The organism is Nonomuraea sp. SBT364, assembly GCF_001083785.1.
In the GTDB taxonomy this organism is placed as follows: domain Bacteria; phylum Actinomycetota; class Actinomycetes; order Streptosporangiales; family Streptosporangiaceae; genus Nonomuraea.
Genome location: NZ_LAVL01000088.1, coordinates 1 through 21,923, shown reverse-complemented (window position 1 = coordinate 21,923; position 21,923 = coordinate 1). Strand labels below are relative to the sequence as shown.

Below are 21,923 nucleotides of genomic sequence, written 5' to 3'. Positions count from 1 at the left end.
CGCCGTGATCAACGTGGGCGTCATAGGATTGGGCCGATCCGGCTGGGGCCTGCACGTGGCCGCCATCGCCGCATTGCCGGGCGAATTCCGGCTCGTCGCCGCGACGGATCCCGTCGCCGACCGTATCGGCGAGGCCGTCGCCGAGTACGGCTGCGCCGGTTATCCAACGGTCTCCGAAATGGTGGCCGACAGCGATGTCGAGCTGGTCGTCGTGGCCTCGCCGAGCCATTTGCACGCGACCCATGCCGTCCAGGCACTCGACGGGGGCAAGCACGTCCTCGTGGAGAAGCCCTTCGCGCTCTCCCCGGCCGAGGCGAGCGAGATGTTCGCGGCGAGCGAGCGGGCCGGCCGATCGCTGATCAGCAGCCAGAACCTGAGGTACGCGGCCGATTTCCGGAAGGTCCGCGAGGTCATCGCATCGGAGAAGCTCGGCGAGATCATCCAGATCTCCATCAGACGGCACGCCTTCAGAAGGCGATGGGACTGGCAGACGCTCAACCGGTGCGGCGGCGGCATGATCAACAACGATGCCAGCCACATCCTCGACCAAGCGCTCCTCCTGCTCGGCGACAGCGGCCGGCTGAACGTCACCTGCTCACGGCTGCGCACCCCACTGAGCCTCGGCGACGCCGAGGACCATGCCAAGATCCTCCTCACGTCCGCGGACGGCCCCACGGTGGACCTGGAATTCAGCAACGCCTGCGCCTTCCCGCAGGACCAATGGCTGGTGACGGGGACACGCGGCGCGCTCACCGGAGGCCCGAAGCGCCTCCGGTGGCGCTATCTGGACACCGACCTTCTCCCCGCGCGCCAGGTGAGCGGGGAGCCGCCGGCGGACCGCGGCTACGACTCCGAGGAACTGGTGTGGACCGAGGAGGAGTGCCGGCTGGACGACGAGACCTATGCCGCCAGCCTCGTCCGGCTGTATCGGCGGTTGCACGACAGCCTGCGGAACGGCCGCCCCTTGGACATCTCCCCAGAAAGCGTCAGGCGCCAGATCGAGGTCATGGAACGGTGCCGCGTAGCGATAAGGAGTCTCACGTGAAGCTCGCCTTCAGCACGCTCGGCTGTCCCGGCTGGACCTGGGCCGAAGCAGTCGACGCCGCCGTGCGTCATGGCTTCGACGGCATCGAGTGGCGCTTGGTCGACGGTCACATCATCGGCCCTGACTTCCCGCCCGAACTGGCCCTGCGCATCGCCGCCGCCTGCGCGGAATCCGGTCTGGCCGTACCCGCGCTGGACAGCAGCATCGATCTGGCGGCACCACCCGGACCGGCCAGAGAGCGTGTCCTGGCGGAGACACGGTCCATGCTGCGCCTGGCGGCCGCGTTCTCCGCGACGTTCCTGCGGGTGTTCCCCGGCGCCCACCCCCCGGACGCCGGCGCCGCGGGGTGGCTGCGTGAGGCGCTGGAGGAGTTGCGCGCCGACCTTCGTGAAACGGGCGTACGCCTCGCACTCGAACTGCACGACTCTCGTGACGCACCGGGCATCCGCGGCATGTCGTGCAGTCAGTTCGTGGCCGAGGCGCTCACCGGCTTCCAAGGCCCCGAGATCGGCGTGCAGTGGGACCTGGGCAACCCCTACCTGGAAGGCGAGCAGGCCGCGCAGACCTGGGAGAACATCAGGCCGTGGCTGCTCTACCTCCAGGCCAAGGACATGGCGGAGACGGCCGACGGCTGGAAGTACGTCCTCATGGGCGAGGGCGGGCTGCCGCTGCGCGAAGTGCTGGGGTGGATCGGCGGCAAGCGGTTCGACGGCTGGGTCTCGCTGGAATGGGAGAAGTACTGGAATCCCGAGCTGGCCGAGCCCCAGGTCGCGCTGCCGCAGTTCGTCGAGTACATGAAGGAATACCGATGATCAGGCACGCCATCGTGGGCTGTGGCCGCGTGGCGCCCAACCACGCGGACGGCTTCGGCGCTCTGACGCACGGCGAGCTGGCGTGGGCCTGCGACCGCGATCTGGCCACGGCACGCGCCTTCGCGGCCGCCCACGGCGTGGGCGCGGCCACCGACTCGGTGGAGCGGGTTCTGCGCGATCCGTCGGTGACCAGCGTGTCGGTGGCCGTCGACCACGCCGGGCATCACCGGCTGGCCGCGCGCGCGTTGCTCGCGGGCAAACACGTACTGGTGGAAAAGCCCCTGGCGCTGTCGAAGGAGGACGGTGAGCAGCTGGTCAAGCTGGCCGAGGAGCGCGGCCTGGTCCTCTCGGTCGTCTCGCAGCACCGCTACGACCCGCTGGTCGTAGCGGTGCGCCGCTGGGTCGGACAGGGACTGCTCGGCACTCTCCTGTACGCGCAGGTGTCGTTGGAGGCGTCCCGCACCGCCGACTACTACAGCGACAGCTACTGGCGTGGCACCTGGGCGGGCGAAGGCGGCTCGGCACTGGTCAATCAGGGCTACCACTGTCTGGACGTGACCCGGTCGCTGCTTGGCCCGTTGGAGGTGCGGGCGGCGATCGCGGGCCGGGCGCGGCTCGGCGAGGTGATCGAGACCGAGGACACGCTCAGCGCGCTGCTGCTCGCGGGCGCCACCCCGGTGACGCTCAATGTCACGGTGGGCAGCGCGACGCTGTGGCGCACCAGGCTGGAGCTGGTGGGCAGCGCCGGCAGCGTCTGCCTCGACCTCGACCACCCCAGCACTCTGCATCGGGCGACCGGCGCGGTGGCGACGGTCGAGCACCCGGCGGAGACGATGGAGCCGGCACCCGGCATCGGCTACTACGGCGTCTCCCACCGCCGTCAGATCGCCAATTTCGCGGCCGCCATCACCTCAGGAGAGCCGCTCGTGGCCGACGCCCGCTCAGGGGTCGGCATGGTCGAGCTTCTCCAGCAGATCTACCGCGCGACAGGGAGAGGCCCGCAGGCATGACCAGAGTGCTGGTGACCGCCGAGGCCTTCGGCTTCGGCCCCGCGTCCAAACTGCACGCCGTCTGCGCCGAACTGGCCGGACGAGGAGCCGAGTGCCACCTCGTGGGCGAGAAGTCGGCGCTCACCTTCGCCAGGGCGAACGCCGCCACCTTCACCTCGATCACCGAGGTCGGGTCCATGGCGGAGCTCGCCGCCGTCGCACCCGGCGGGTTCGACGCGGCCATCAGCGTCATGGATCCCTTCCTGCCCCTGTGGGCGCGCATCAACGACGTTCCGTGCCTGTACGTGGACAGCCTCTACTGGTTCTGGTCGTGGTCCCCCGAGCGGGAGGCGGATCTGCGTCGGACGGCCGGCCACCTGGTGACGACCGGCGGCCTGGAGGCCATGCGGTCGATCACGCTGCACGACAGCCAGTACATCGCGCACCACCTGAGCGACCTCACCTGCGCGCAGCGCGCCCCCAAGGTGGCACCACGGCTGGGGCTGCTGCGTGGCCTGCCGAACGTCACGCCGGTCGACGCGATCGTCGACCTGTCGCATCGCGCGCACGCGCCCAGGACGGGGTGGCTGGCGACCACGAGCGGCATCGTGAATCCGCTCGTTCCCGTGGAATCGGCCCTGGCCTGGGTCGAGGTGGTCGGCGTCCTCCTGGACGAGGCGGCACAGGTCCACGGCGCCGGGGAGCCGATCGTGCTGGCGGGCAACCCCGCCGTGCTCGCCCGGGCCCGCGTCCCCGGCAGGATCGAGCCGGCTCCCATGGAACACGGAGCCATCCTGAAGTCGATGAACGCGGCGCTGGCCTGCCTGGCGCCGCCCGGTCTCACCACAGCCCTGGAGTGCGCGGCGTACGGCACGCCGCTCGTCTTCCTGCCCGAGCAGCACTACGGCCACCTGACCAACTACCGTGAGATCGCGCAGTGCGCGGCGGCCGGCGCCTTCCCGCACGCGCTCGTGGACCCGGGCGGGCGGGTGTCGCCGACCGGCGACATCCTGGCGCAGACCCTCGCCATCGCCGAGCGGCTACGCGGCCACGCCCGCCGGCGCGACGAGGTCTGGACGCGGATGGTGAACGGCTTGGCCGAAGGCATGCGCAGGGCGTCGCGCGAACCGCTGCATGCGGCACAGGACGCCGCCATGCGCCGCTTCTGCGGCGGGTACGGCGGAGCCGGCCAGGTCGTGGGAGCGCTCGAGTCGCTGCTCAGCAGTGCCCCCCGCCGGCGGGTGACGCTGTGACGGGAGCCCCCGGATCAACCATGGCCTCGGGAGCGCTGACCTGGGGACAGACCGACCTGATCACGTGGCTCGGCAAGATCGGCGGAAAGCTGTCCGAGCTCGTGATGATCCGTGACCTGGATCCCGGCCACGGCGCGGACACCCGCTCCGCGGCCACCTCGGCGCTTCGGGTCCTGGAGGCGCGGCATGGCGTCCTCCGCACGAGGTTCGCCCTCGGCAGCGGGCTGCAGATCGTCGACGACACGGCCGGGCTCGACATCCGGCAAGCGCCCGTGCCCGCCGTGCCGGCGGACAACCTCCTGCGCATCCACAGCCTGTACCTCACGGGACGGGCCACTCTCGTCCCCGAGACCGACCCACCGCTCTGCCTGCTCTACGAGCGACCCGACCGGCGCTGGGGCTGCGTCCTGATCACCTCTCACCTGACGGTGGACGGACACGGCGCCGCCCTGCTGGCCGAGGAGTACCGGGCGCTGATCAGGGGCCGGCCCGCAAGCGCCCTGCCACCCGCCGTGGACCCGCTGACGGTCGCGGAGCTGGAGTCGGCCCCGCGCCGCCTGGCGGCGGGCACGCGCAACATCGCGCACATGCGCGGCCTGCTCTCGACGGTGGAACCGGACCAGGTCATCCGCACGCCGACGGCCCACGCCACCGAGACCCGAACCCGGTCGGCGGCGCTGAAGCTGCACGTCGACCGGCTCGCCCGCGTCCTCGGCCTGCCGAAGGGCGGCGTGCTGACCGGGCTGATCGCCCTGCTCGTCTCGCGCGAGTACGGCTTCACCACCGTCCTGGTCAGGACGCTGTTCCGGGTGCCGCCTCCCGTCGCGGGCGCCTCCTACGTCGCGACGAACACACTGGCCACGGTGACACCGATCCGCGTGGACCCCGACAGCACGATGGAGCGCTTCATGCGGGAGGCGTGGGCCTCCTGCGTCAGCTCCTACCGCACGTGCGCGTACGACCCCAGGGCCTTCGAACGGATGCAGCGCGAGGTGGCCCGGTCACGGGACGGCGACACCGTCAACGGCCTGGTCCACCTCAACTATCACGTCATTCCCGACGTGTTCGACTGGGGCGACGGGAACCGGACCACTTCCGCCAGGGAGGACCGCGACGCGTACAGGACAGTGTTCGACATCAAGGAATCCGCGCGCGCCATGACGCTGGTCGTCAATGGCGTGACGTGGCCGCAGGCAGGAGACACCGCCGGACAGGTCCACGCGCTGGAGGAACTGGCGGCCTCGTCCGGTGATCCCAGGACGAGGGTGGGGGCCGTCCTGTGACCTCGGGGTTGCACGCCATCGTGGAGAGCCATGCGGCGCGCGTCCCCGGCGGCGAGGCGCTCGCGCTGCATCGGGCCGACGCAACCGTATGCCGGCTGACCTGGCGCGAACTGCACGCCGAAACGCGTAGGCGGGCGGCGCTGCTGCGCGCCCGCGGCACGCCTGATCTGATCATCGTCGAGCTGACCCGGGGACTTACCTCGACGATCTCGCTCCTGGCCGCCTCGGCGCTGGGTGCCGAGGTACTGCCGGTGGACAGCCTGACCGAGCGGCAGCGGCGCGCCTGGCTGCACAGGACGGCCCCGACCCATCCGGTCCGCTGGCTGGTCACGGGCGAGCAGGTCACCGAAGTGGGCCGCGCCGGGCCGAGGCGCGCGGCACCGGCCTACGTGCTGCCCACGGGAGGGAGCACCGGCACGCCCAAACTGGTCCGCTTCCCCTTCCGGCAAGCGGGACCGCCGCCGCTGATGTACACCCGCTGTGGCTGGCGAGACGGTCAGCGCCGCTTCATCGCGGGCACGCTCGGGCATTCGGCGGCCTTCACCTGCCTCGTGGCCACGTTCGCCGACGCCGGCACCGCCATCCTGACCGAGATCTTCGACCCGCCGGCCGTTGCGCGGCTTCTCGGGGCGGAACACGTCGAATGGGCGCAACTCACCCCCACCCATATGCGCCTGCTCCAGACGCACCTGGACCGAGCCGCCGGCTGGACGCGGCTGGGCGCGGTGCTTCACACCGGAGGGCCGTGCCCACCGGACACCAAGCGCGCCTGGATCGACGCGCTGGGCGCCGAGCGCGTCTACGACATGTACGCCGCCACCGAGGGCATCGGCGTGACCCTGTGCAGGGGCGACGAGTGGCTGGCCCGGCCGGGCACCGTAGGCAGAGGCTTCTGCTGCCGGATCAAGATCCTGGACGAGCGCGGCAGGCCCGTGCCCGACGGCACCGTGGGAACCGTTCACCTGCGCACCCTGCCGAGCAGGCACGCCGAGCGGCGGGCGCCCGCCCCGTACCGGACGGTCGGCGATCTCGGCTGGAAGGACGGCGACGGCTACCTCTACCTGGTCGGGCGCGCCGACGACATGGTGCTCATCGGTGGTGAGAACGTCTATCTCGGCGACGTCGACGCCGTGGTGCTGAGCCACCCGGAGGTGACGGACGCCGCGGTGGTGCCGGTCGCCGACGAGGACTTCGGCACCAGACTGGTGGGGCTCGTCGTCGTGCGCGCCGGGGCCGCCCTGTCGGCGAAGGAGCTCGCCCAGCACTGCCTGATGTCGCTGCCGGTGCCTGCCGTTCCCAGGCGGTGGCGGTTCGTGGACTCGTTGCGGCGTACCGAGAACGGCAAGACACGGCAGAGCGTGCTGCGGGACCTGGCGGCCGGCGGAGCCTGAGCGACGGCCGCCCGGTCCCGTCCTTGCGTCAGGAGGCGCCGCAGAAGACCGTCGCGAGGCTCCACAGCTGGTAGCGGCCGGGCCCGCGGATGACCTGCGAGGGCGAGTCGAGCAGGGCGGTCACACGCCGGCGGTCGAGTACGGCCCAGGCGGGGTGATCAGGGTGATCGGCCACGGCGATCCTGGTCGCCTTGAGGACCGCCTCGATCGGATCGGACGGCTCCTTGATCCCCTGGCCGGGCGTCCACGAGGCCGCCGCCTTCTCGTACGGGAGGTTCGCCACCTCCGGCGCGAACCGGCTGAGCATCTCCCGGTGGAAGACGCCGGATGCGCGCTCGCGGGCGGTCGTGCCCAGCATGTGCGGCCAGAGGCGGGGCGACAGCATCATGGACACGGCGTCCTCGCGGTGCTCGCGATTGGTGACGTTCGGCCCGTGCCAGGCAGCCTGGTGATACAGGAAAAACGTGTCGGGGATGTCGTCGAGCTTGACCCCTTCGTCCACGTGGGAGGTGACGAACTCACGCATCCAGCTACGGAGCAGTCCCATCCCGTCCGCGTTCACCAACGGCGTCGGGCTCTTCATGACCGCCCTGTGCAGCAGTGCGTCCGCCATCTCCGCGGGCGTTCCGCCGCGTGGTGTGTCGCCTTCGAGGTAGGTGTCGAAACCGCCACGCGCGATCTCTCCGGCGACTCCGTCGTGCATGACGGGGAGCGGCCCCTCGGCGGTCCTGAGCTGGAGGTCCATGATGTCGTTCAGCGCGGTGGTTCCCGGTGAGGTCAGCCTGAGGACGTCCAGGACGGACGGCAGCCGGCTGTAGAGCGCCGACTGCGGGCCCACGGTGCGGATGGTGTGCTCGATCCCGAACGTGGTGGCGAGCGCGCTGGCCAGCAGCACGTCACCGGTGGCCGGGTAGCCCACCTGCCCGGCGAAGGCGACGGTCACGGCGGAGGTGGTCACGCCTGCGTGCCGCAGCGCCGCGCCGATCACCCGCGAGTCGCGGCCGCCCGTCAGTGCGAGCAACTGGGGCCGGCCCGGCCAGTCGGCGAAGCCTCGCGCGAGGGACAGCATGAGCCGCTCGGCCTCGGCGTAGTCGGGCGGGGCCGAGAACAGCTCCCGGCAGGCGGGGCCGAGCCTCCGCTCGGTGGACGAGCCGTCCCTGGTGAGCGTGACGAGCGCGCCGGGGGTGATCCTGTCCACGCCTTCCGGCATGGGTTCGCCGGTCATGCCCCATCCCGCGGCCAGGAGCCCGGCCAGCGCGCGGATGCGCTGAGCGGCCTTGCCGGGGGTGACGAGGGCGGCCATGTTGCTGACGAGCACCGCGCCGTCGTGCCGCGAGGTGTACACGGGCAGGAGCCCGACCGGGTCGGTCACGACGTGGACGTGCCGGTCGTCCGCGCGCACCACGCAGTAGCGGCCGTCGAGCTCCGGCGCCCACCCGCCCGGATCTTCCAGATACCCGCGCGGGTCGATGCTGTCGCGGCCGTTGGCCTCGCCGTCCTGCCAGCGCACCGGGCGACCGGCGAACAGCGCGAACGTGCCGGGGGCGGTCGCGGTGTAACGGATGCCGCCCAGCTGATCCTCACCGTGCGAGACCCAGTGGCACCAGACGCGCTGGTCGTCGGAGATCCACTGCTTCACGGTCTGATCGGGCAGGAGCGGGTAGCGGCGGAGCCAGGCGTCCAGCGCTTCCTTGCCCGCGACGGCGGAGCCTCCGATACCGAGCATGAATACGATCATGTTGACCCCTCAGTTGCCTGTGCTGACGTAATGGCGGGATTGGCGGATGAAGAACCGGTAACCGGCGTAGAGCAGAAGAGGGCCCGCGAGCGGCGCGCCGTACGCCAGCCACGCGGGCACGACCAGCTCGGCCGTCCGCCCGAGGATGACCGTGCAGGGCAGGTAGGCGACGAACGCCAGCGGGAGTGCGAACGTGAGCGCGTGGGCGCCCGCGTGACCGAAGATCGTCATCGGGTACGCGCCGAAGTCGGTGAACACCGTGCTGACCGTGGCCTTGGCGCTGAACATGCTCACGCGGAAGCTCAGGCCCGACAGGGCGATCTGCACTCCCGCCTCGACCAGGCCACCGCCGAGGACCGCACCGGCCAGGAACGAAACGGTGAGCGGTGTCCATCGCACGGGGGCGGCCGGGGCGGCGACCGCGAGGATCGTCAGGCCGAGCCCGAGATCGCCGAGCGTGCCGAGGTTGAAGCGCGCGGTCAGCACCTGGAGGAACGGATTGACCGGCCTCAGCAGGAAACGATCGTAGTAGCCCTCCCGGAGCATGATCGCGACAGCCGTGTGCTGACCGAAACAGGTGGTGCAGATCCCGTGGGCGGTCAGCCGCATGCCGTACAGCAGCGCGACCTCGGGAATCGACCAGCCGGCGACCGCGCCGAACCTGTCGAGCAGCACGCCGATGAACAGCAGCTGCGCCCCCTGCACGGCCGCCACCCCGACGATCGTGTTCGCGGTGTTCCCCCGATAGGCGAAGCTCGCCTTCCAGGCGGCGCGCTGGAGCCAGGCGTAGGCCTTGACCTGCCGGATCAGTTCAGCCGCCATGGATGACCACCCGGAGCAGGGCGCGCCGCCACACCAGCCGGCTCAGGCCGGCCAGCGCGACGACCCACACGAGCTGGCCGCCGATCGACGCCAGCGTGTGCATGTCAGGCTCGCGGCCGAGATAGATCGACAGCGGTGTGAAGACCTGCGCGCTGAACGGCAGGCAACTCAGAGCGGTCGCGAGCGGGCCCGGCATGAACCACAGCGGGATCAAGGCGCCGGAGCAGAACGCGGCGGCCATGTGGTAGACCATGATCGCTCCATAGATCTCGGTGGTCCAGAACGCCGTCATGGCGACGAGCAGGTTGCACAGCAGGGCGATCGCCAGGCCGAGCAGCGAGCTGACGACGAACGCGAGGGCGGTGGCCACTCCGGTGGGAGGCGGCACGGCCCCCAGCGCCAGAGCGACGGCCATGCCGATCAGCGCACGGGGAAAGCCCGCCAGCACAGCGCCGAATTGCTGCCCCAGGGACAACGTGATCAGCCCGACCGGCCGGATGAGGTCGAACACCACCGTGCCGTCGGACACGCGGCTCATCAGGCTGGAGAAGTGCCACGGCTGGAACGTCACATTGAAGATCGCGCCGAGGATGGCGTAGCCGATCGCGTCGTCGCGGCCGATCCCCGCCACGCTGGCGTCGCCGGCATAGAGCGCCTGCCAGACCAGATGGACCAGGACCACCCGCAGAGCGAGGCTGACGATGCCGACGAGGATGTCCGATCGGTAGATCAGCACGGACTTGGCCGCTTTGGCGATGATCGCCGCGCTCGCCGGCGGCCGACCGTACCTCATCGTGCCGTGTAGATCCGGTGGATGACCTGTTCGAGGTCGGGTTCCTTGACGGTCAGATCCACCACGGCGACCCGGGCCGTGATCCGGCCGATCGCCTCCGGGGTGCTGAGCATCAGCGGGTCGTGGCGCACGTTCAGGATGACGTGCCCGTGGTGCGCGACCGTGTCCACGAGTTCGACGCCGGGGATGTCCCATTCGGGCAGGGGCGGCTGCACGATGACGGCGAGCTCCCTATAGGGCAGGTAACGGCGTCTGAGCGCGTCGAGGTCTCCGTCGTACGCCACGCGGCCCTCATCGATGATCACGGCCCGCCGGCACAGCCGCTCGACGTCGGCGATGTCGTGGGTGGTGAGGATGACCGTGGTGCCGGTGTCCGCGTTGAGATTCGCGATGAAGTCCCTGATTCTGGCCTTGGCCACCACGTCCAATCCCACTGTCGGCTCGTCCAGGTAGAGCAGCGGGGGCTCATGGAGCATCGCGGCCGCGAGGTCGCCGCGCATCCGCTGGCCGAGAGAGAGCGAGCGCACCGGTGTGTCGATGAAGGGACCGAGGTCGAGCAGGTCCGTGAACGCCGCCAGGCGCGAGAGATATCGGTTCCTGCCCATGCCGTAGAGCTTGGCGACCAGTTCGAAGGAGTCACGTAACGGCAGGTCCTGCCAGAGCTGCGTGCGCTGGCCGAAGACCACGCCGATGGCGCGGGCGTTGGCCCGGCGGTCGCGCCACGGAACCAGGCCGTTGACCTCGACCCTGCCGGACGTCGGCACGAGCACCCCAGTGAGCATCTTGATGGTCGTGGACTTTCCCGCGCCGTTGGGACCGAGATAACCGACCATCTCACCCGGCCCGACGGTCATGCTGACGCCGTCGACCGCTTTCGTGACCACCCGGCGTGTGGTGAAAAGGGACCTCATCCCGCCGAACGGCCCGGGTATGCGAACCGGTCGATAAAAATTCTTCACGAGATCCTGCGCGATAATCACCGAAACCCCCGGAAAGGATTGGCCATGCCGTCACGACCGCTGAGAGTTCTTGTCGCACACCTTTCGAGCGAGGCCGGGGGAAATCCCGACCTACCGCAGATGTACATGGGCGTCCGCGCCGCCGGGCCGGTCGAGGTGCTGCCTTATTCGACCGCAGCGGTACTCGGCGGCTCCTGGGACATCATTCATGTCTACTGGCCGGAATGGCTCGTCCGAAGAGACTGCCACACGTTCTGGACCGCGATCGACGGTGCCAGGATGCTGGCGGAGCTACGACTGGCCAAATCACGCGGCGCCAAGATCGTGTGGACGGCGAACAACATCCGGCCGCACGAACTGGGCAGGTCCGGTGTGATCCTGGGGTTCATCAGGCGCTTCAGCCGCCTGGTCGACCAGGTCATCTCCCCGTCGTATACCGCGCTCGGCCAGTTCAGGTTCGAATATCCGGCGATCGACGGCGTCGATCTCCGGGTGATCACGCAGGGCAGCTACCGGGGCGTCTACCCGGACGACGAACCGTCGAGACAGGCCGCACGTGACCATTTGAACCTGCCGGCGAAGGCGCGTATCGCCCTGGCTTTCGGGATGGTCAGGCCGTACAAGAACATCCCAGAGCTTCTGAGATGCCATCGAGAGGTGACGCATGGCCGGGAGGACGCTTTTCTGCTCGTCGCGGGAAAACCGGCAAGCGCGGAACTGGCCCGGCAGGTGCGTCAAGAATGTGACCGGACACCGCGGGCGCGTGCGGATCTCAGGTTCGTCCGAGATGCTGAGATTCAGTATTACGTGCGCGCCAGCGACTCCCTTGTCCTGGGCACTTCGTTCGCGGTCAATTCCGCGAGCGCATTCCTCGGGCTCTCCTTCGACCGGCCGGTGCTCATGCCGCACCGCGGCGCCGCCGTCGATCTGGTCGACGAGGTGGGCGGGGCATGGGTGCACACCTACGAAGGCGGCATGCGGCCGTCCGTGCTCGCACGAGCCTTCGACATTCAGCAGCCGGCAGGGCGGCCGCGGTTGCCCACCTGGGCCGACGCCGGACGCCGGCTGTATGACGCCTACTGCTCGCTGGTCGTCCCGCCGGCGGGACGGAAAGAGGACAGATGACTCCACTGAGGATCCACGCGTCGTCGGACACCTCGCTCGAGAGGGCCGCGGCCGAGGTCGCGGCCGCGCTGGCCGATCGGCGCGCATTGGCCGGGGCGCCGCTGCTCCTGCGCGGGTTCGCCCTCGGCGGCAAGCATGACCTGCCGAGGCTGCTACGCCGGCTCGACCTGGAGCCGATGTCGTATGTCGGCGGCAACTCACCCCGGACGCAGCTCGGCGGCAACGTCTACACCTCGACGGAGTTCCCGCCGTCGGCCGACATCACGCTGCACCAAGAGCTGTCCTACGAGCGCGAGGTGCCCGATCTGCTGTTCTTCCTGTGCGGCAGGCCCGCGCGCGAAGGGGGCGCGACGCCGCTGTGTGACGCGAGGGAGCTTCTGGAGAGCCTGCCGGCCGGGCTCGTGCGCGAGTTCGAGGAGCGTGGGCTGCGCTACGTCCAGCGCCTGCCCGCGGACGCCGGCCTGGGGAAGAGCTGGCGGGAGACCTTCGAGACCGACGATCGCGACACCTGCGCGAAGCTTCTGGACGGGCGGGACGTGGAGCATTCCTGGGAGCAGGGAGTGCTCGTGCTCACCCGCGAGCGCGAAGCCACACGGCGGCATCCGCGCACCGGAGAGAAGATCTGGTTCAACCAGGCCGACCAATGGCACCCGTCGAGCGTCGGGTCACCACGCGCCCGGGAGGTGCTGGAGAAGATGTACGGCGGAGGACTGCCGCACGATGTCACCTACGCCGACGGAGCCCCGGTGCCGGAGGAATTCATCGCCGAGATATCCAGAACCTCCAGAAGCATTGCGCACGCCGAGCCGTGGCAAGCCGGGGATCTGCTCGTGCTCGACAATCAGGCGACCATGCACGGCAGGGACAGCTATTCCGGAGAACGATCCATATACGTGGCGATGACGGCCGCTACTATGAGCCCATGACCGAACTTCATGAATTGACAATGCTCGGCCAATCGGCCGCCATTCGCGATCGAACAATTTCTCCGGTCGAACTTGTCGAGCATTATCTGGCGCGAATAGACAGCCTCGATCCACAGGTCGGTGCTTTCGTGACCGTGACCGCCGATTCCGCGCGTGCCGCCGCTCGCGAAGCCGAGGAGCGGATCCGGCGGGCTGATCCTGATGATCTGCCGCCGCTGCACGGCGTTCCGACGTGCTTCAAGGACCTCACCGCCACGGCGGGCGTCCGCACCATGTTCGGCTCCAAGGTGCTGGCCGGCAATGTGCCGACCTTCGACGCCGACGTCGTGACCCTGTTGCGCCGAGCGGGGACGATCAGTTTGGGGAAGACGGCCACCAGCGAGTTCGGGATCCTGCTGTCGTGCGAGACCGGGCAGGGGCCGCCCACCCGCAATCCGTGGAGTCCCGGGCTCATCGCCGGCGGGTCCTCGGGGGGCGCGGCGGCCGCCGTCGCCGCGGGCCTGGCGCCGGCGGCGCAAGGGTCGGACGGGGGCGGATCACTTCGCGTGCCGGCGTCACTCTGCGGCCTGGTCGCCATGAAGCCGACCAGGGGCGTCGTCAGCCACGGCCCGCTGCATTCGGGGATGTTCGGCCTGCCGACCAACGGGCCGCTCGGCCGTACGGTGGCCGACGTGGCGGCCCTGCTCGACGCGATGGCGGTGCCGATGCCCGGCGAACCGCACCTGCCGCCGCCACCACCGCCGGAAGGATCGTTCCTGGCCGCGTTGCGGCGGGGCGGGCGGCTGCGCATCGGCAGGCATGCCCGGCCGCTGGTCGCCGAGACCGGGGTCGACCCGGAGGTCCTGCGCGTCTGGGAGGAGACGAGCAAGCTGCTGGCCTCACTCGGGCATGAGGTCATCGACATCGCCCCACCGTTCGACCCGTCGGTCGGCCCGCTGTTCGACCAGATTTTCGGGGTGCTCGCGGCCAATCCGCTGTCGCCGCAACGAGAGCGGCAGTTGCATCCGCTGACCCGCTTCGTGCGCGAGCGCGCTTCGGCCCAGTCCGCCTGGGCCGTGCTCGGGACACTGGGGCAGCTCCAGAATGCCGCCAGGTCGGCGATGCGGTCGCTGAGCGGTGTCGATCTCGTGCTCACTCCGGTGCTCGCCCGCGTGTCCGCCCCGATGGGGTACTTCACCGAGCCTGACGACCCGGCGGATCAGCTGGAGCGGCAGCGGCAGTTCTCGCCGTTCTGCTCGCCGTACAACCTGACGGGCCAGCCGGCGATGTCACTGCCTCTGGGGTGGAGCCACGACGGGCTCCCCATCGGCGTGATGCTCGCGGGCCGGCCGGGCGCCGACGCCACCGTGCTGGCCGTCGCCGCGCAACTGGAGGCGGAACGCCCCTGGAAGGACCGCCATCCACCGCTGTGGCGTCAGGCGGACATCAGCTCCGAGACGGCCGTCCACAGCGACTGAGGCGTCCGGAAGGTCTCCCAGCTGAGCCGGCTGTCGGGAATCGTTATTTCCCATCCCTCTTCGAGGTCGAGAAGCAGGCCGACCATCGCGAGCGAGTCGAGCCCGGCCGCGACCAGGTCAAGATCCGGCTCGATGACAGCGTCCGGCGCCAGCAATTTCAGATGAGCTCGGACTGTGGCGATGAAATTCACCGGAAAAACCGTCTCGGACATGATCGGCCGCCTTCCTCCTGTGCGTCGCATTACTTTCCAGAAGGAGAATAGTGGACAGCTTTGATTTGGCCATCGTCGGCGCCGGACCGGCCGGGCTCGCGGCCGCGAACAGACTGGCCGGAAAAGGATTCGGCGTGGCACTCGTGGACGGCGGAAAATTCGTCGCCGAACGCGATCGGCACGCGCCGTCGGACATCACGCGCGGTCATGGCGGTGCCGGGCTTTTCTCCGACGGGAAATTCTCCTTCTTTCCCTCGGCAAGCGAATTGTGGACGCTGCCGCGCACTGAAGACCTGCGCGCCGCCTACGACTGGACGTGCCACGTGCTCGCCTCGTACGGCGTGGACACTCCTCCGTTCCCCGAGGCCCCTTCCGCCTACACCGTCGGAGCGGGCGAATGGGTGCTCAAGGCCTACCCGTCCGACTACCTCTCGCTGCCTGCTCGCATCAAGCTCACCGGCGACCTGGTCGCCGTGTCCGGCGCCACGCTGTTCACCGAGACCGAAGTGGTGAAGGCCGAGTATCGGCCCGCCACCGACACCTTCGTGCTCTCCCTCGCAGGACACGATCTGACGGCGCGCAGGCTCGTGCTGGCGGGCGGCAGGTTCGGCCCGCTCGGGTTGCCCGGCCTGACCTGGAAACGGTCCTTCCACAGGCTGGAGGTCGGCTTCCGCATCGATCAACCGGCCGATCTGGCATTCTTCCGCGACATGCGGCAACTGGACCCCAAGCTCCGGTTCCGCGAGCGCGACGGCAGCGTGGAGTGGCGCACCTTCTGCGCGTGCCGTGACGGGGAGACGGCGTTCACCGAGACCCAGGGCCTGTGGACCGTTTCCGGCCGCTCGGACTGCCCGCCCACCGGCCGCTCCAACATCGGCTTCAATACCCGCGTCCTGGACGAGGCCATGGCGGCCCGGTTGATCGCCCCGGCCCTGGACGCGATGGCGGACGAGCGCTCCTTCTTCACGCTCCCCCTGGACGCGCTGCCCGGCGGCGAGCCGGTCCTCGACCGCGTGTACGGCCCCGAACTGAGGAAGACCATGCTGCGTGGCCTCGCCCGGCTCGGCTCGGCCTACCCCGAGCTGGGCCGGCCTGGAACCCGTCTCATCGGCCCCACGCTCGAAGGCATCGGGTGGTATCCGCAGGTCGACGGCGACCTGCGGCTGCCCGACACACCCGCCTGGGTGGCCGGTGACGCGTGCGGCCTGTTCCGCGGCATAGTAGCTGCCATGGTCAGTGGCTACTACGCGGCGGACTCCGCGCTGCGGGATCTGCAGGCGGCGCGATGACGGTCGGTGTCGGAGCTCTCGTGGTCCGCGACGATGGCGCCCTCCTCATCGGCAGGAGGATCAAACGAGGCGAGCCGGAGACCTGGTGCCTGCCCGGCGGCCATGTGGAGTCCGGCGAGTCGTTCGAGGCCGCGGCGCTCCGTGAGGTCGAGGAGGAGACCGGGATCCGGGACGTGGCGGAACCGCGGGTGTTCACGGTCGTCCTGTCGGGCGACGCGCGGGTGACGGCAGGGGTCGAGATCAGGCTCACCGTCCAGACCGTCGTCGCGGCCACGCTGGAGCCGCACGTGTTCGAGCGCTGGATCTGGGCGCGACCGGGTGAGCTGCCGCACCCTCTGTTCCCCGCTTCAGCCGCGGTGCTGGCCGCTTGGCGAGGCCGTCCGATCCACCCCGGGTGGTCCTCCTACGCCGTAGGGCGTCGATGACGCCGGGCCGTCACGCGCACCTGCCGGCCGGCGGCGGTTCGTCCGGTCCACGGGTCCGTGGAGCAGCGGAGGATCCTACTTCCGGCAGCGCGAACCGCGCGTGGATGCGCGCCCCGGCCGCGTGCCCGCGCAGCAGGAGGACGCCGAGCGGGCGCCCGTTCGGGTTCCCGCCGGCGAGCGCGCCGTACGCCTCGAAGCCCTCCGGGACGGACAGTTCCAGGTACGGCGCCCCGCGGGCGTCCCACGTGCCGCGCACGAGCCCGCCGATGGTCCGCAGCCGGCGCACGTCGCGCAGCCACTCGTGCCCGAGGTCGCCGGTGAGCGTGGCGGGCTCGCCCTCCCCCGTGAAGGGGCCGTCGCCGTGGAAGGTCCACTCGATGGTGTCCGGCGCGGCGAGCGTCACGGTGAACGCGTCCGTCCAGCCGTCGCCGGTCACCGTCAGGGTGCGGCGCAGCGTGTGGCCGCCGAACGCGGACTCGGCCGTCAGGTGGCCGGGCGACGACGCCACGAGGCGGCCGGTGTGGGCCGGTTGGGGACGGCCGCCGACGGTGACGACGTTGTGCGCGACGGGCGAGCGCAGCCACGCGGTGAAGTCCGAGCCGTAGCCGCTGGTGCCGAGGTCGAGGCTGGACCATCCCGAAGCGGTCGCCAGGTCCACGCCGAGCTTGTCGCGGTGGTCGTGCCAGCCGGCGTCGGGCCCGTACCGCAGCGCGGCGCGGACCCCGGCGGACCTGAGCAGGCCGATGCCCGCCCCCGGCCACACGAACGAGCCGGCCGGGCCCGGATGGTCCGGGGGCTCCCGAGGCAGGGCACCGGGGCCGAAGACGAGCGCGGCGACGGAGGAGCGGGCGGTCAGCGGCGGCGCGGGCCCTTCGGGAAGCTGGGCGCCGTACCAGAGCCGGACCGGCGCGGGGCGCGGGTGTGCGTAGTAGGGGGCCGGGCTGGGCCGGTGCTCCGGCAGGAGGCCCCAGGCGGCCTCGGCGTGCGGGGCGAAGTCGGCGGTGAAGCACTCGGCCCAGCCGTCCCCGTACGCGGGCAGCCGGCCGTCGGCGTAGGCGAGCATCGGCGGCGCGGTGACCGCCCTCGACAGGCGTCGCACGGCTCGCGCCGACAGCCCGGCGGGGCCCGCCGCCTCGCGGTAGGACAGCAGGGCGGCGAGCGCGTAGTAGTGGTAGTGCGGGTTGACCTCGTACCACAGGCCCTCGTCGTGGAAGCCGCGCATGACCTGCGCCTCCGCGCCGAACTCGGAGTCGCGACACCACGCCAGCAGCCCGGTGTCGCCCAGGCGCACGGCGCATTCGGCGAGCGCGGCGAGCAGCCAGCACGGGATGTTGTGCACGGCCCCCGCCTGGGGGCGCAGCAGTCCGGCGACGGCCCGCGCCATGGCGTCCAGGGCCGTGGAGGTGGCCGGGGTGAGGGCGTCACCGGCCCAGCGCACGGCGCGCAGCAGCCCGACCGCCCACACGGCCTCGTCCAGCGCCTGCGGCTGGACGCGCCCGGTCCCGGCGGCCTCGCCGTGCGGCTCGTAGTCCGGGTAGCGGCGGGCGTAGCCGCCCACGACGCGTTCGAGCTCGTCGCGGGCCGGGCGGGAGCCGGTCAGGCGGAGCAGCAGGGCGGCGCGCTGCGCCTGCGCGGCGGCGGCGTTGTGGGTGACGGCACGCCAGGCTCCGTCCCACGGCTCGCCCGAGTAGACCTTGCCGCAGCCGGTGCAGGCGTGCCGGTCCGGCGTCGCGGGGTCGTGGCGCAGGGGCGCGCCGTCGGCGTCGCAGAAGTAGTGGTGGATCCACGCCGAGGGCCGCTCCGGGCCCGGCAGCGGCAGCCCCGACCAGTGGCCGAAGTCCGCCTCCAGCGCGGCGAGCACGCCGGCGGCCCACGGCGCGTCGGCGATCCGCCGCCGCACGGCCGCCCAGTCCGGCTCGTACGGGGCCGTCACACGCACCGGCCCGCCAGCCAGCGCCGGTAGTCGGCGGGGTAGTCGGTCAGCACGCCGGCGGGGCGCCGGCTGAGCGTCTTCGTCCAGCGGGGCGTCTGGGCGCGCCAGCCGGGCGGCGGCTCGTCCCAGCCGACGCCGTCGGTCCAGCGGACGGCGGAGCCCCGGAGCAGGCCGGGATGCCGTTCGGCGAGCTCGCCCTGGATCCACGGGTCCGTCGAGTAGAGGAGGATGCGCTGGGTGTCCTGCCGTTCGAGGATCGGGCCGGACAGCTCGTGCCAGGCTTCCCCGGAACGCTCCAGGATCGGCTTGGCCTGGCGTTTGACCTCCAGCAGCGCGATCAGCCCGGCGGCGCGGGCGTGGTCGAGCCATTCGCTCAGGGTGTGGACGCGCTCGCCGGTGTAGGGGCCGCGGGAGATGCGGCGGGAGCTCAGGTCGCCGTCGCCGGCGGCCCACCACAGGTCGGTGATCTTGCGGTTGGGCCCGGTCAGGCCGTTGGTGGTGGTGTTGTGCCACATCACGGCCTTGGTCCCGTCGCGGGTGAGCTGGACGTCGGCTTCCACCCCGTCGGCGCCCCGGGCGCGCATGTCCTCGACGCCGCTGGGGTGGTTCGGCTGGCGGATCAGGTCCTTGGCGGCGGCCCCCGGGTTCTTCGGGTAGCCGCCGTGCCCGAACACCAGCGGGCAGGCGGGCGGCCGCCCGGTTGCGGCGGCGGCCGGCGCGAGCGCGGTCGCGGCGAGCACGGCCACCGTCAGCGGGATGGTCACAACGCGGTCCCCTCGTCACGGATCGTGCACGACGAGGCTACGGTCGGGGCCGGAGCCGATCAAGCATCGCGGCCCCGGCCTGTCACCAGGGCGACGGCGCCGGTGGGGGCACCACCGGCGGGCGGTCGTCGCAGGTGAGGGTGTTGGGCAGCAGCCACGGCGCGAGCCAGCCCCCGTCGTTGCCGCCGCCGTCGGCCAGCGCGAACTCCGACCCGGTGGCCGGGAAGTGGAACGAGCCGCAGTTGTTGACGCCGACGGCGCCGACGTTGCGGGCGTCCACGTTCGCGAACGACGCCGACCCGGCCACCCGGGCGCTGACCACCGAGGTGCCGGTGCCGTCGACCCTGATGTCCTCGAAGCGCACGTTCTCGATCCTGTACAGGTCCTTCACCGACCACTCGCTCACCAGCATGATCGCGTTGAAGGTGCTGTCGAGGTAGTGGTCGCCGCTCACCACGACGTCCGCGCCGATGCTCCGGTCGAGCGCGTAGAACCAGATCGCGCCCAGGCCGATGTTCCAGTTCAGCTCGTACGTGCCGGCCCGGACGGTGGTGTTGTCCGTGATCCGCAGCGCGCCGGTGAACGGCTCGGCGCCGAACCGGGCGCCGACCTGGATGGCGCTGCCCTCGCGGACCGGGTCGGCGATCAGGTTGCCGGACACCGTGTTGTCCCGGCCGCCGTAGACGGCGATGCCGTTGGCGAGCGTGGGGGTCTGGACGGTGTTGCGTTCGAACGTGTTGCCCGCGTTGGCGAGCTTCTCCGACCACATCGCGAGGCCGTCGTCGCCGGTGTTGCGGACGAAGTTGCCCGACACGACCGAGTCCGTGACGCCGCCGTGGAAGTTGAGCGCGTCGGCGATCTGGTCGACGACGATGTTGCCCGTGACCCTGAGGTTGGTCATCGGGCCGTCGAACCACATGCCGACCTTGGTGTGGCGGATGTGCAGGCCGTCGATCGTGGAGTCGCTCAGCGCCCCGCCGACGCCGTTGACCTGGTCGGTGTCGACGCGGTCGCGGACGTCGCCCTCGATGGCGAACCCCGACAGGTGGACGTCACGGCTGCCGCCCTCGGCGGCGGGCCTGCCGTAGAAGCCGACGCCGGTGTGCACCGAGCCGTCGGGGGCCGGCGTGCCGAGGGCGACCTGCCTGCCCTTGACGATCGTGTACCAGTTGCCGGCGCCCTCGATGGTGACGTCGTCGACGACGATGTGACGGTTCACCTGGTAGGTGCCCGGCGGGAGGTAGACGGTCAGGTTCTTGCGCTGGGCGAAGGCGATGGCGCGCTCGATGGCGGGCGCCGAGTCGCGGCGGCCGGTGGGGTCGGCGCCGAACATCAGCACGTTCGCCGCCCGCGGCCGGATGCGCGGCGGGCCGACCAGTTCGGAGTCGAGCAGGTCGATCACCGTCCACGCGGCCGCGCCGCCCGCCGGGGCGGTGAGCCTGACCCGGTCGCCGGCCCGGTAGGCGCGGCCGAGCAGGAGCCGCTGCTCGTCGTAGAAGTGCATCGGGCGGAACGGCTTGGCGATCTGCGGCGCGGGCGTGGTGGCGGCCGGCACGCAGGCGCACTCGGTGATCCACCAGTCGGGGTGCAGCAGGCCGGCCCGGGGGTCGTCGGTGAACGGATACTGGTTGTAGAGCCAGGAGTACCGCGAGGTCAGCGTCATGGTCCCGGCGGCGCGGCCGTTGACCGCGACGTGCAGCGGGGCGGTGATCCCGCCGCCGTCCGGCGCGTCGGGGATGCTGTAGCGCACGGTGATCGCGTTGGCCCTGGCGGGGAGCGTGAACTCGACGTGCCGGCCGGGCGCGAGCCTGACGGCCCTGCGGCCGGACGCCTCGGCGGGCAGCGTGTACGCGGCGCGGTCCGGGCCGATGACCGTGCCGTTCGTCACCGCGTTCTCGGCCTCCTGCTCGGCGAACGCCACCGGCGCGCCCCGGCCGGCGACCAGCGCGGGATCCAGCCCGGCCCGCGTCACCACCGGACCAGCGCCGCTGTGCACGCCGCTGTGCACGCCGCTGTGCACGCTCGCCGTGGCGGGGGCGGTGACCCCGCCCGCGGCGACGGCCACCGTTACGGCGGCGGCCGCCGCGTTCCTGCACCACCTGGGTAACGCTGCTGCTGCCATCGCACGCTCGATTCTGTCGGGGGGTGAGGTGACAGTAGATCCTGTGCAGGGTTGGTCACAAGTATTTACATTGATTTGCTCGGCAGTTGCGGAGATGGCGTAGGTAATTTCGCTCCGGGCAGCCCGGGGCGACGCCTGGCCTCGGCGGGGCGTCGGGGGCGGCTAGGAAGTGGGGCACATGGTGAAGCTGAGCGACTCGCTCCTGGAGACCGGCGAGGTGATCCGGTACGTGACCGTGTGCGGGCCGTCCGGCGGGTCGATGAGCCGCTTGGAGCTCAGGTAGTCGCTGCGGCTGCCGCTCGGGAGCCGGTCCTGGCCGCTCTCGATCACGTCACCGTCGAAGACCCACTGGTAGGAGAACGAGGCGCCCGCCTTGGTGGAGTCCACGCCTACGCCGAAGTTGAGCGTGCCGGTGTAGCAGGTGCCCGCGTCCTTGATGGTGGACGAGCCCTGGACGCGCACGTACGCCAGGGAGAACGAGGCGCTCTCGGCGGGCTTGGTCGTGGCGGGCTTGGTGGTCGCGGGTTTCGTGGTGGGTTCTTTTAACAACTCCGCAGCCCCCGGGCCCGACCTCGAGTTCGTAGT

The 21,923-nt window shown here is 70.9% G+C and carries 20 protein-coding genes; 11 read left to right on the top strand and 9 right to left on the bottom strand.

Going from position 1 to position 21,923, the window contains the following annotated elements; translation table 11 throughout:
- Nucleotides 1-4: 4 nt before the first annotated feature.
- Genes ADY59_RS30410 through ADY59_RS30385 form a run of 6 tightly spaced genes read left to right on the top strand, consistent with a single transcriptional unit; the run spans nt 5 to nt 6,773 of the window.
- On the top strand, nt 5-1,045 hold the full coding sequence (locus ADY59_RS30410) for a Gfo/Idh/MocA family protein (protein ID WP_197093936.1): 1,041 nt from the start codon (nt 5-7) through the stop codon (nt 1,043-1,045).
- On the top strand, nt 1,042-1,857 hold the full coding sequence (locus ADY59_RS49065) for a sugar phosphate isomerase/epimerase family protein (RefSeq protein WP_049569185.1): 816 nt from the start codon (nt 1,042-1,044) through the stop codon (nt 1,855-1,857). Before ADY59_RS30410 ends, ADY59_RS49065 begins: the two co-directional genes overlap by 4 nt.
- Nucleotides 1,854-2,867 (top strand): Gfo/Idh/MocA family protein, encoded by a 1,014-nt coding sequence (locus ADY59_RS30400; RefSeq protein WP_049569182.1) that lies wholly within the window; start codon nt 1,854-1,856, stop codon nt 2,865-2,867. The genes ADY59_RS49065 and ADY59_RS30400 overlap by 4 nt, the downstream gene beginning before the upstream one ends.
- On the top strand, nt 2,864-4,099 hold the full coding sequence (locus tag ADY59_RS30395) for a hypothetical protein (RefSeq protein WP_049569177.1): 1,236 nt from the start codon (nt 2,864-2,866) through the stop codon (nt 4,097-4,099). Before ADY59_RS30400 ends, ADY59_RS30395 begins: the two co-directional genes overlap by 4 nt.
- Nucleotides 4,100-4,119: 20 nt before the next feature.
- Nucleotides 4,120-5,382 carry a hypothetical protein gene (locus ADY59_RS30390; RefSeq protein ID WP_049569174.1) on the top strand — a complete coding sequence of 421 codons (1,263 nt, stop codon included), beginning with the start codon at nt 4,120-4,122 and terminating at the stop codon, nt 5,380-5,382.
- A complete protein-coding gene (locus tag ADY59_RS30385; RefSeq protein WP_049569171.1) occupies nt 5,379-6,773 on the top strand; it encodes a class I adenylate-forming enzyme family protein in 1,395 nt (464 codons plus the stop codon). The genes ADY59_RS30390 and ADY59_RS30385 overlap by 4 nt, the downstream gene beginning before the upstream one ends.
- Before the next feature lie 28 nt (nt 6,774-6,801).
- Here the strand turns inward: ADY59_RS30385 and ADY59_RS30380 are convergent, their stop codons facing one another.
- Genes ADY59_RS30380 through ADY59_RS30365 form a run of 4 tightly spaced genes read right to left on the bottom strand, consistent with a single transcriptional unit; the run spans nt 6,802 to nt 11,010 of the window.
- Complete coding sequence (locus ADY59_RS30380; protein ID WP_049569170.1) at nt 6,802-8,499, bottom strand: hypothetical protein; 1,698 nt, start codon at nt 8,497-8,499, stop codon at nt 6,802-6,804.
- A 21-nt stretch (nt 8,500-8,520) separates the two neighbouring features.
- Nucleotides 8,521-9,333, bottom strand: coding sequence for an ABC transporter permease (locus tag ADY59_RS30375; protein ID WP_156325827.1), 813 nt, complete (start codon nt 9,331-9,333; stop codon nt 8,521-8,523).
- Nucleotides 9,323-10,126: an ABC transporter permease gene (locus ADY59_RS30370; protein WP_049569168.1), complete on the bottom strand. Its 804-nt coding sequence runs from the start codon at nt 10,124-10,126 to the stop codon at nt 9,323-9,325. Before ADY59_RS30370 ends, ADY59_RS30375 begins: the two co-directional genes overlap by 11 nt.
- Nucleotides 10,123-11,010, bottom strand: coding sequence for an ABC transporter ATP-binding protein (locus tag ADY59_RS30365; RefSeq protein ID WP_231618970.1), 888 nt, complete (start codon nt 11,008-11,010; stop codon nt 10,123-10,125). The genes ADY59_RS30370 and ADY59_RS30365 overlap by 4 nt, the downstream gene beginning before the upstream one ends.
- A gap of 195 nt (nt 11,011-11,205) precedes the next feature.
- Here ADY59_RS30365 and ADY59_RS30360 point away from each other — a divergent pair, with 195 nt between their 5' ends.
- The 3 genes from ADY59_RS30360 to ADY59_RS30350 are packed head-to-tail and all read left to right on the top strand — an operon-like array spanning nt 11,206 to nt 14,593.
- Nucleotides 11,206-12,210: a hypothetical protein gene (locus tag ADY59_RS30360; RefSeq protein WP_049569163.1), complete on the top strand. Its 1,005-nt coding sequence runs from the start codon at nt 11,206-11,208 to the stop codon at nt 12,208-12,210.
- A complete protein-coding gene (locus ADY59_RS30355) occupies nt 12,207-13,136 on the top strand; it encodes a TauD/TfdA family dioxygenase (RefSeq protein WP_049569161.1) in 930 nt (309 codons plus the stop codon). Before ADY59_RS30360 ends, ADY59_RS30355 begins: the two co-directional genes overlap by 4 nt.
- Nucleotides 13,133-14,593: an amidase gene (locus ADY59_RS30350; protein WP_049569158.1), complete on the top strand. Its 1,461-nt coding sequence runs from the start codon at nt 13,133-13,135 to the stop codon at nt 14,591-14,593. Before ADY59_RS30355 ends, ADY59_RS30350 begins: the two co-directional genes overlap by 4 nt.
- Here the strand turns inward: ADY59_RS30350 and ADY59_RS30345 are convergent.
- Nucleotides 14,551-14,805 (bottom strand): phosphopantetheine-binding protein, encoded by a 255-nt coding sequence (locus ADY59_RS30345; protein ID WP_049569155.1) that lies wholly within the window; start codon nt 14,803-14,805, stop codon nt 14,551-14,553. The two genes, ADY59_RS30350 and ADY59_RS30345, sit on opposite strands and share 43 nt — an antisense overlap.
- A gap of 50 nt (nt 14,806-14,855) precedes the next feature.
- Between ADY59_RS30345 and ADY59_RS30340 the strand changes: the two genes are divergently transcribed.
- Complete coding sequence (locus ADY59_RS30340) at nt 14,856-16,094, top strand: FAD-dependent oxidoreductase (protein ID WP_156325826.1); 1,239 nt, start codon at nt 14,856-14,858, stop codon at nt 16,092-16,094.
- The gene (locus ADY59_RS30335) at nt 16,091-16,519 is read left to right on the top strand and encodes a nucleotide triphosphate diphosphatase NUDT15 (RefSeq protein ID WP_063780830.1); all 429 of its coding nucleotides are present in this window, start codon (nt 16,091-16,093) and stop codon (nt 16,517-16,519) included. The genes ADY59_RS30340 and ADY59_RS30335 overlap by 4 nt, the downstream gene beginning before the upstream one ends.
- 10 nt (nt 16,520-16,529) lie before the next feature.
- Here ADY59_RS30335 and ADY59_RS30330 read toward each other — a convergent pair whose 3' ends face one another.
- The 4 genes from ADY59_RS30330 to ADY59_RS30315 form a co-directional block, all read right to left on the bottom strand.
- The gene (locus tag ADY59_RS30330; RefSeq protein WP_156325825.1) at nt 16,530-18,458 is read right to left on the bottom strand and encodes a heparinase II/III domain-containing protein; all 1,929 of its coding nucleotides are present in this window, start codon (nt 18,456-18,458) and stop codon (nt 16,530-16,532) included.
- Nucleotides 18,449-19,216, bottom strand: a complete 768-nt coding sequence (locus tag ADY59_RS30325) for a glycerophosphodiester phosphodiesterase (RefSeq protein WP_049569145.1) — start codon at nt 19,214-19,216, stop codon at nt 18,449-18,451. Before ADY59_RS30325 ends, ADY59_RS30330 begins: the two co-directional genes overlap by 10 nt.
- 82 nt (nt 19,217-19,298) lie before the next feature.
- A complete protein-coding gene (locus ADY59_RS30320; protein ID WP_049569142.1) occupies nt 19,299-21,338 on the bottom strand; it encodes a glycosyl hydrolase family 28-related protein in 2,040 nt (679 codons plus the stop codon).
- 162 nt (nt 21,339-21,500) lie between these two features.
- Nucleotides 21,501-21,887, bottom strand: coding sequence for a hypothetical protein (locus tag ADY59_RS30315; protein WP_049569139.1), 387 nt, complete (start codon nt 21,885-21,887; stop codon nt 21,501-21,503).
- Nucleotides 21,888-21,923: the final 36 nt, after the last annotated feature.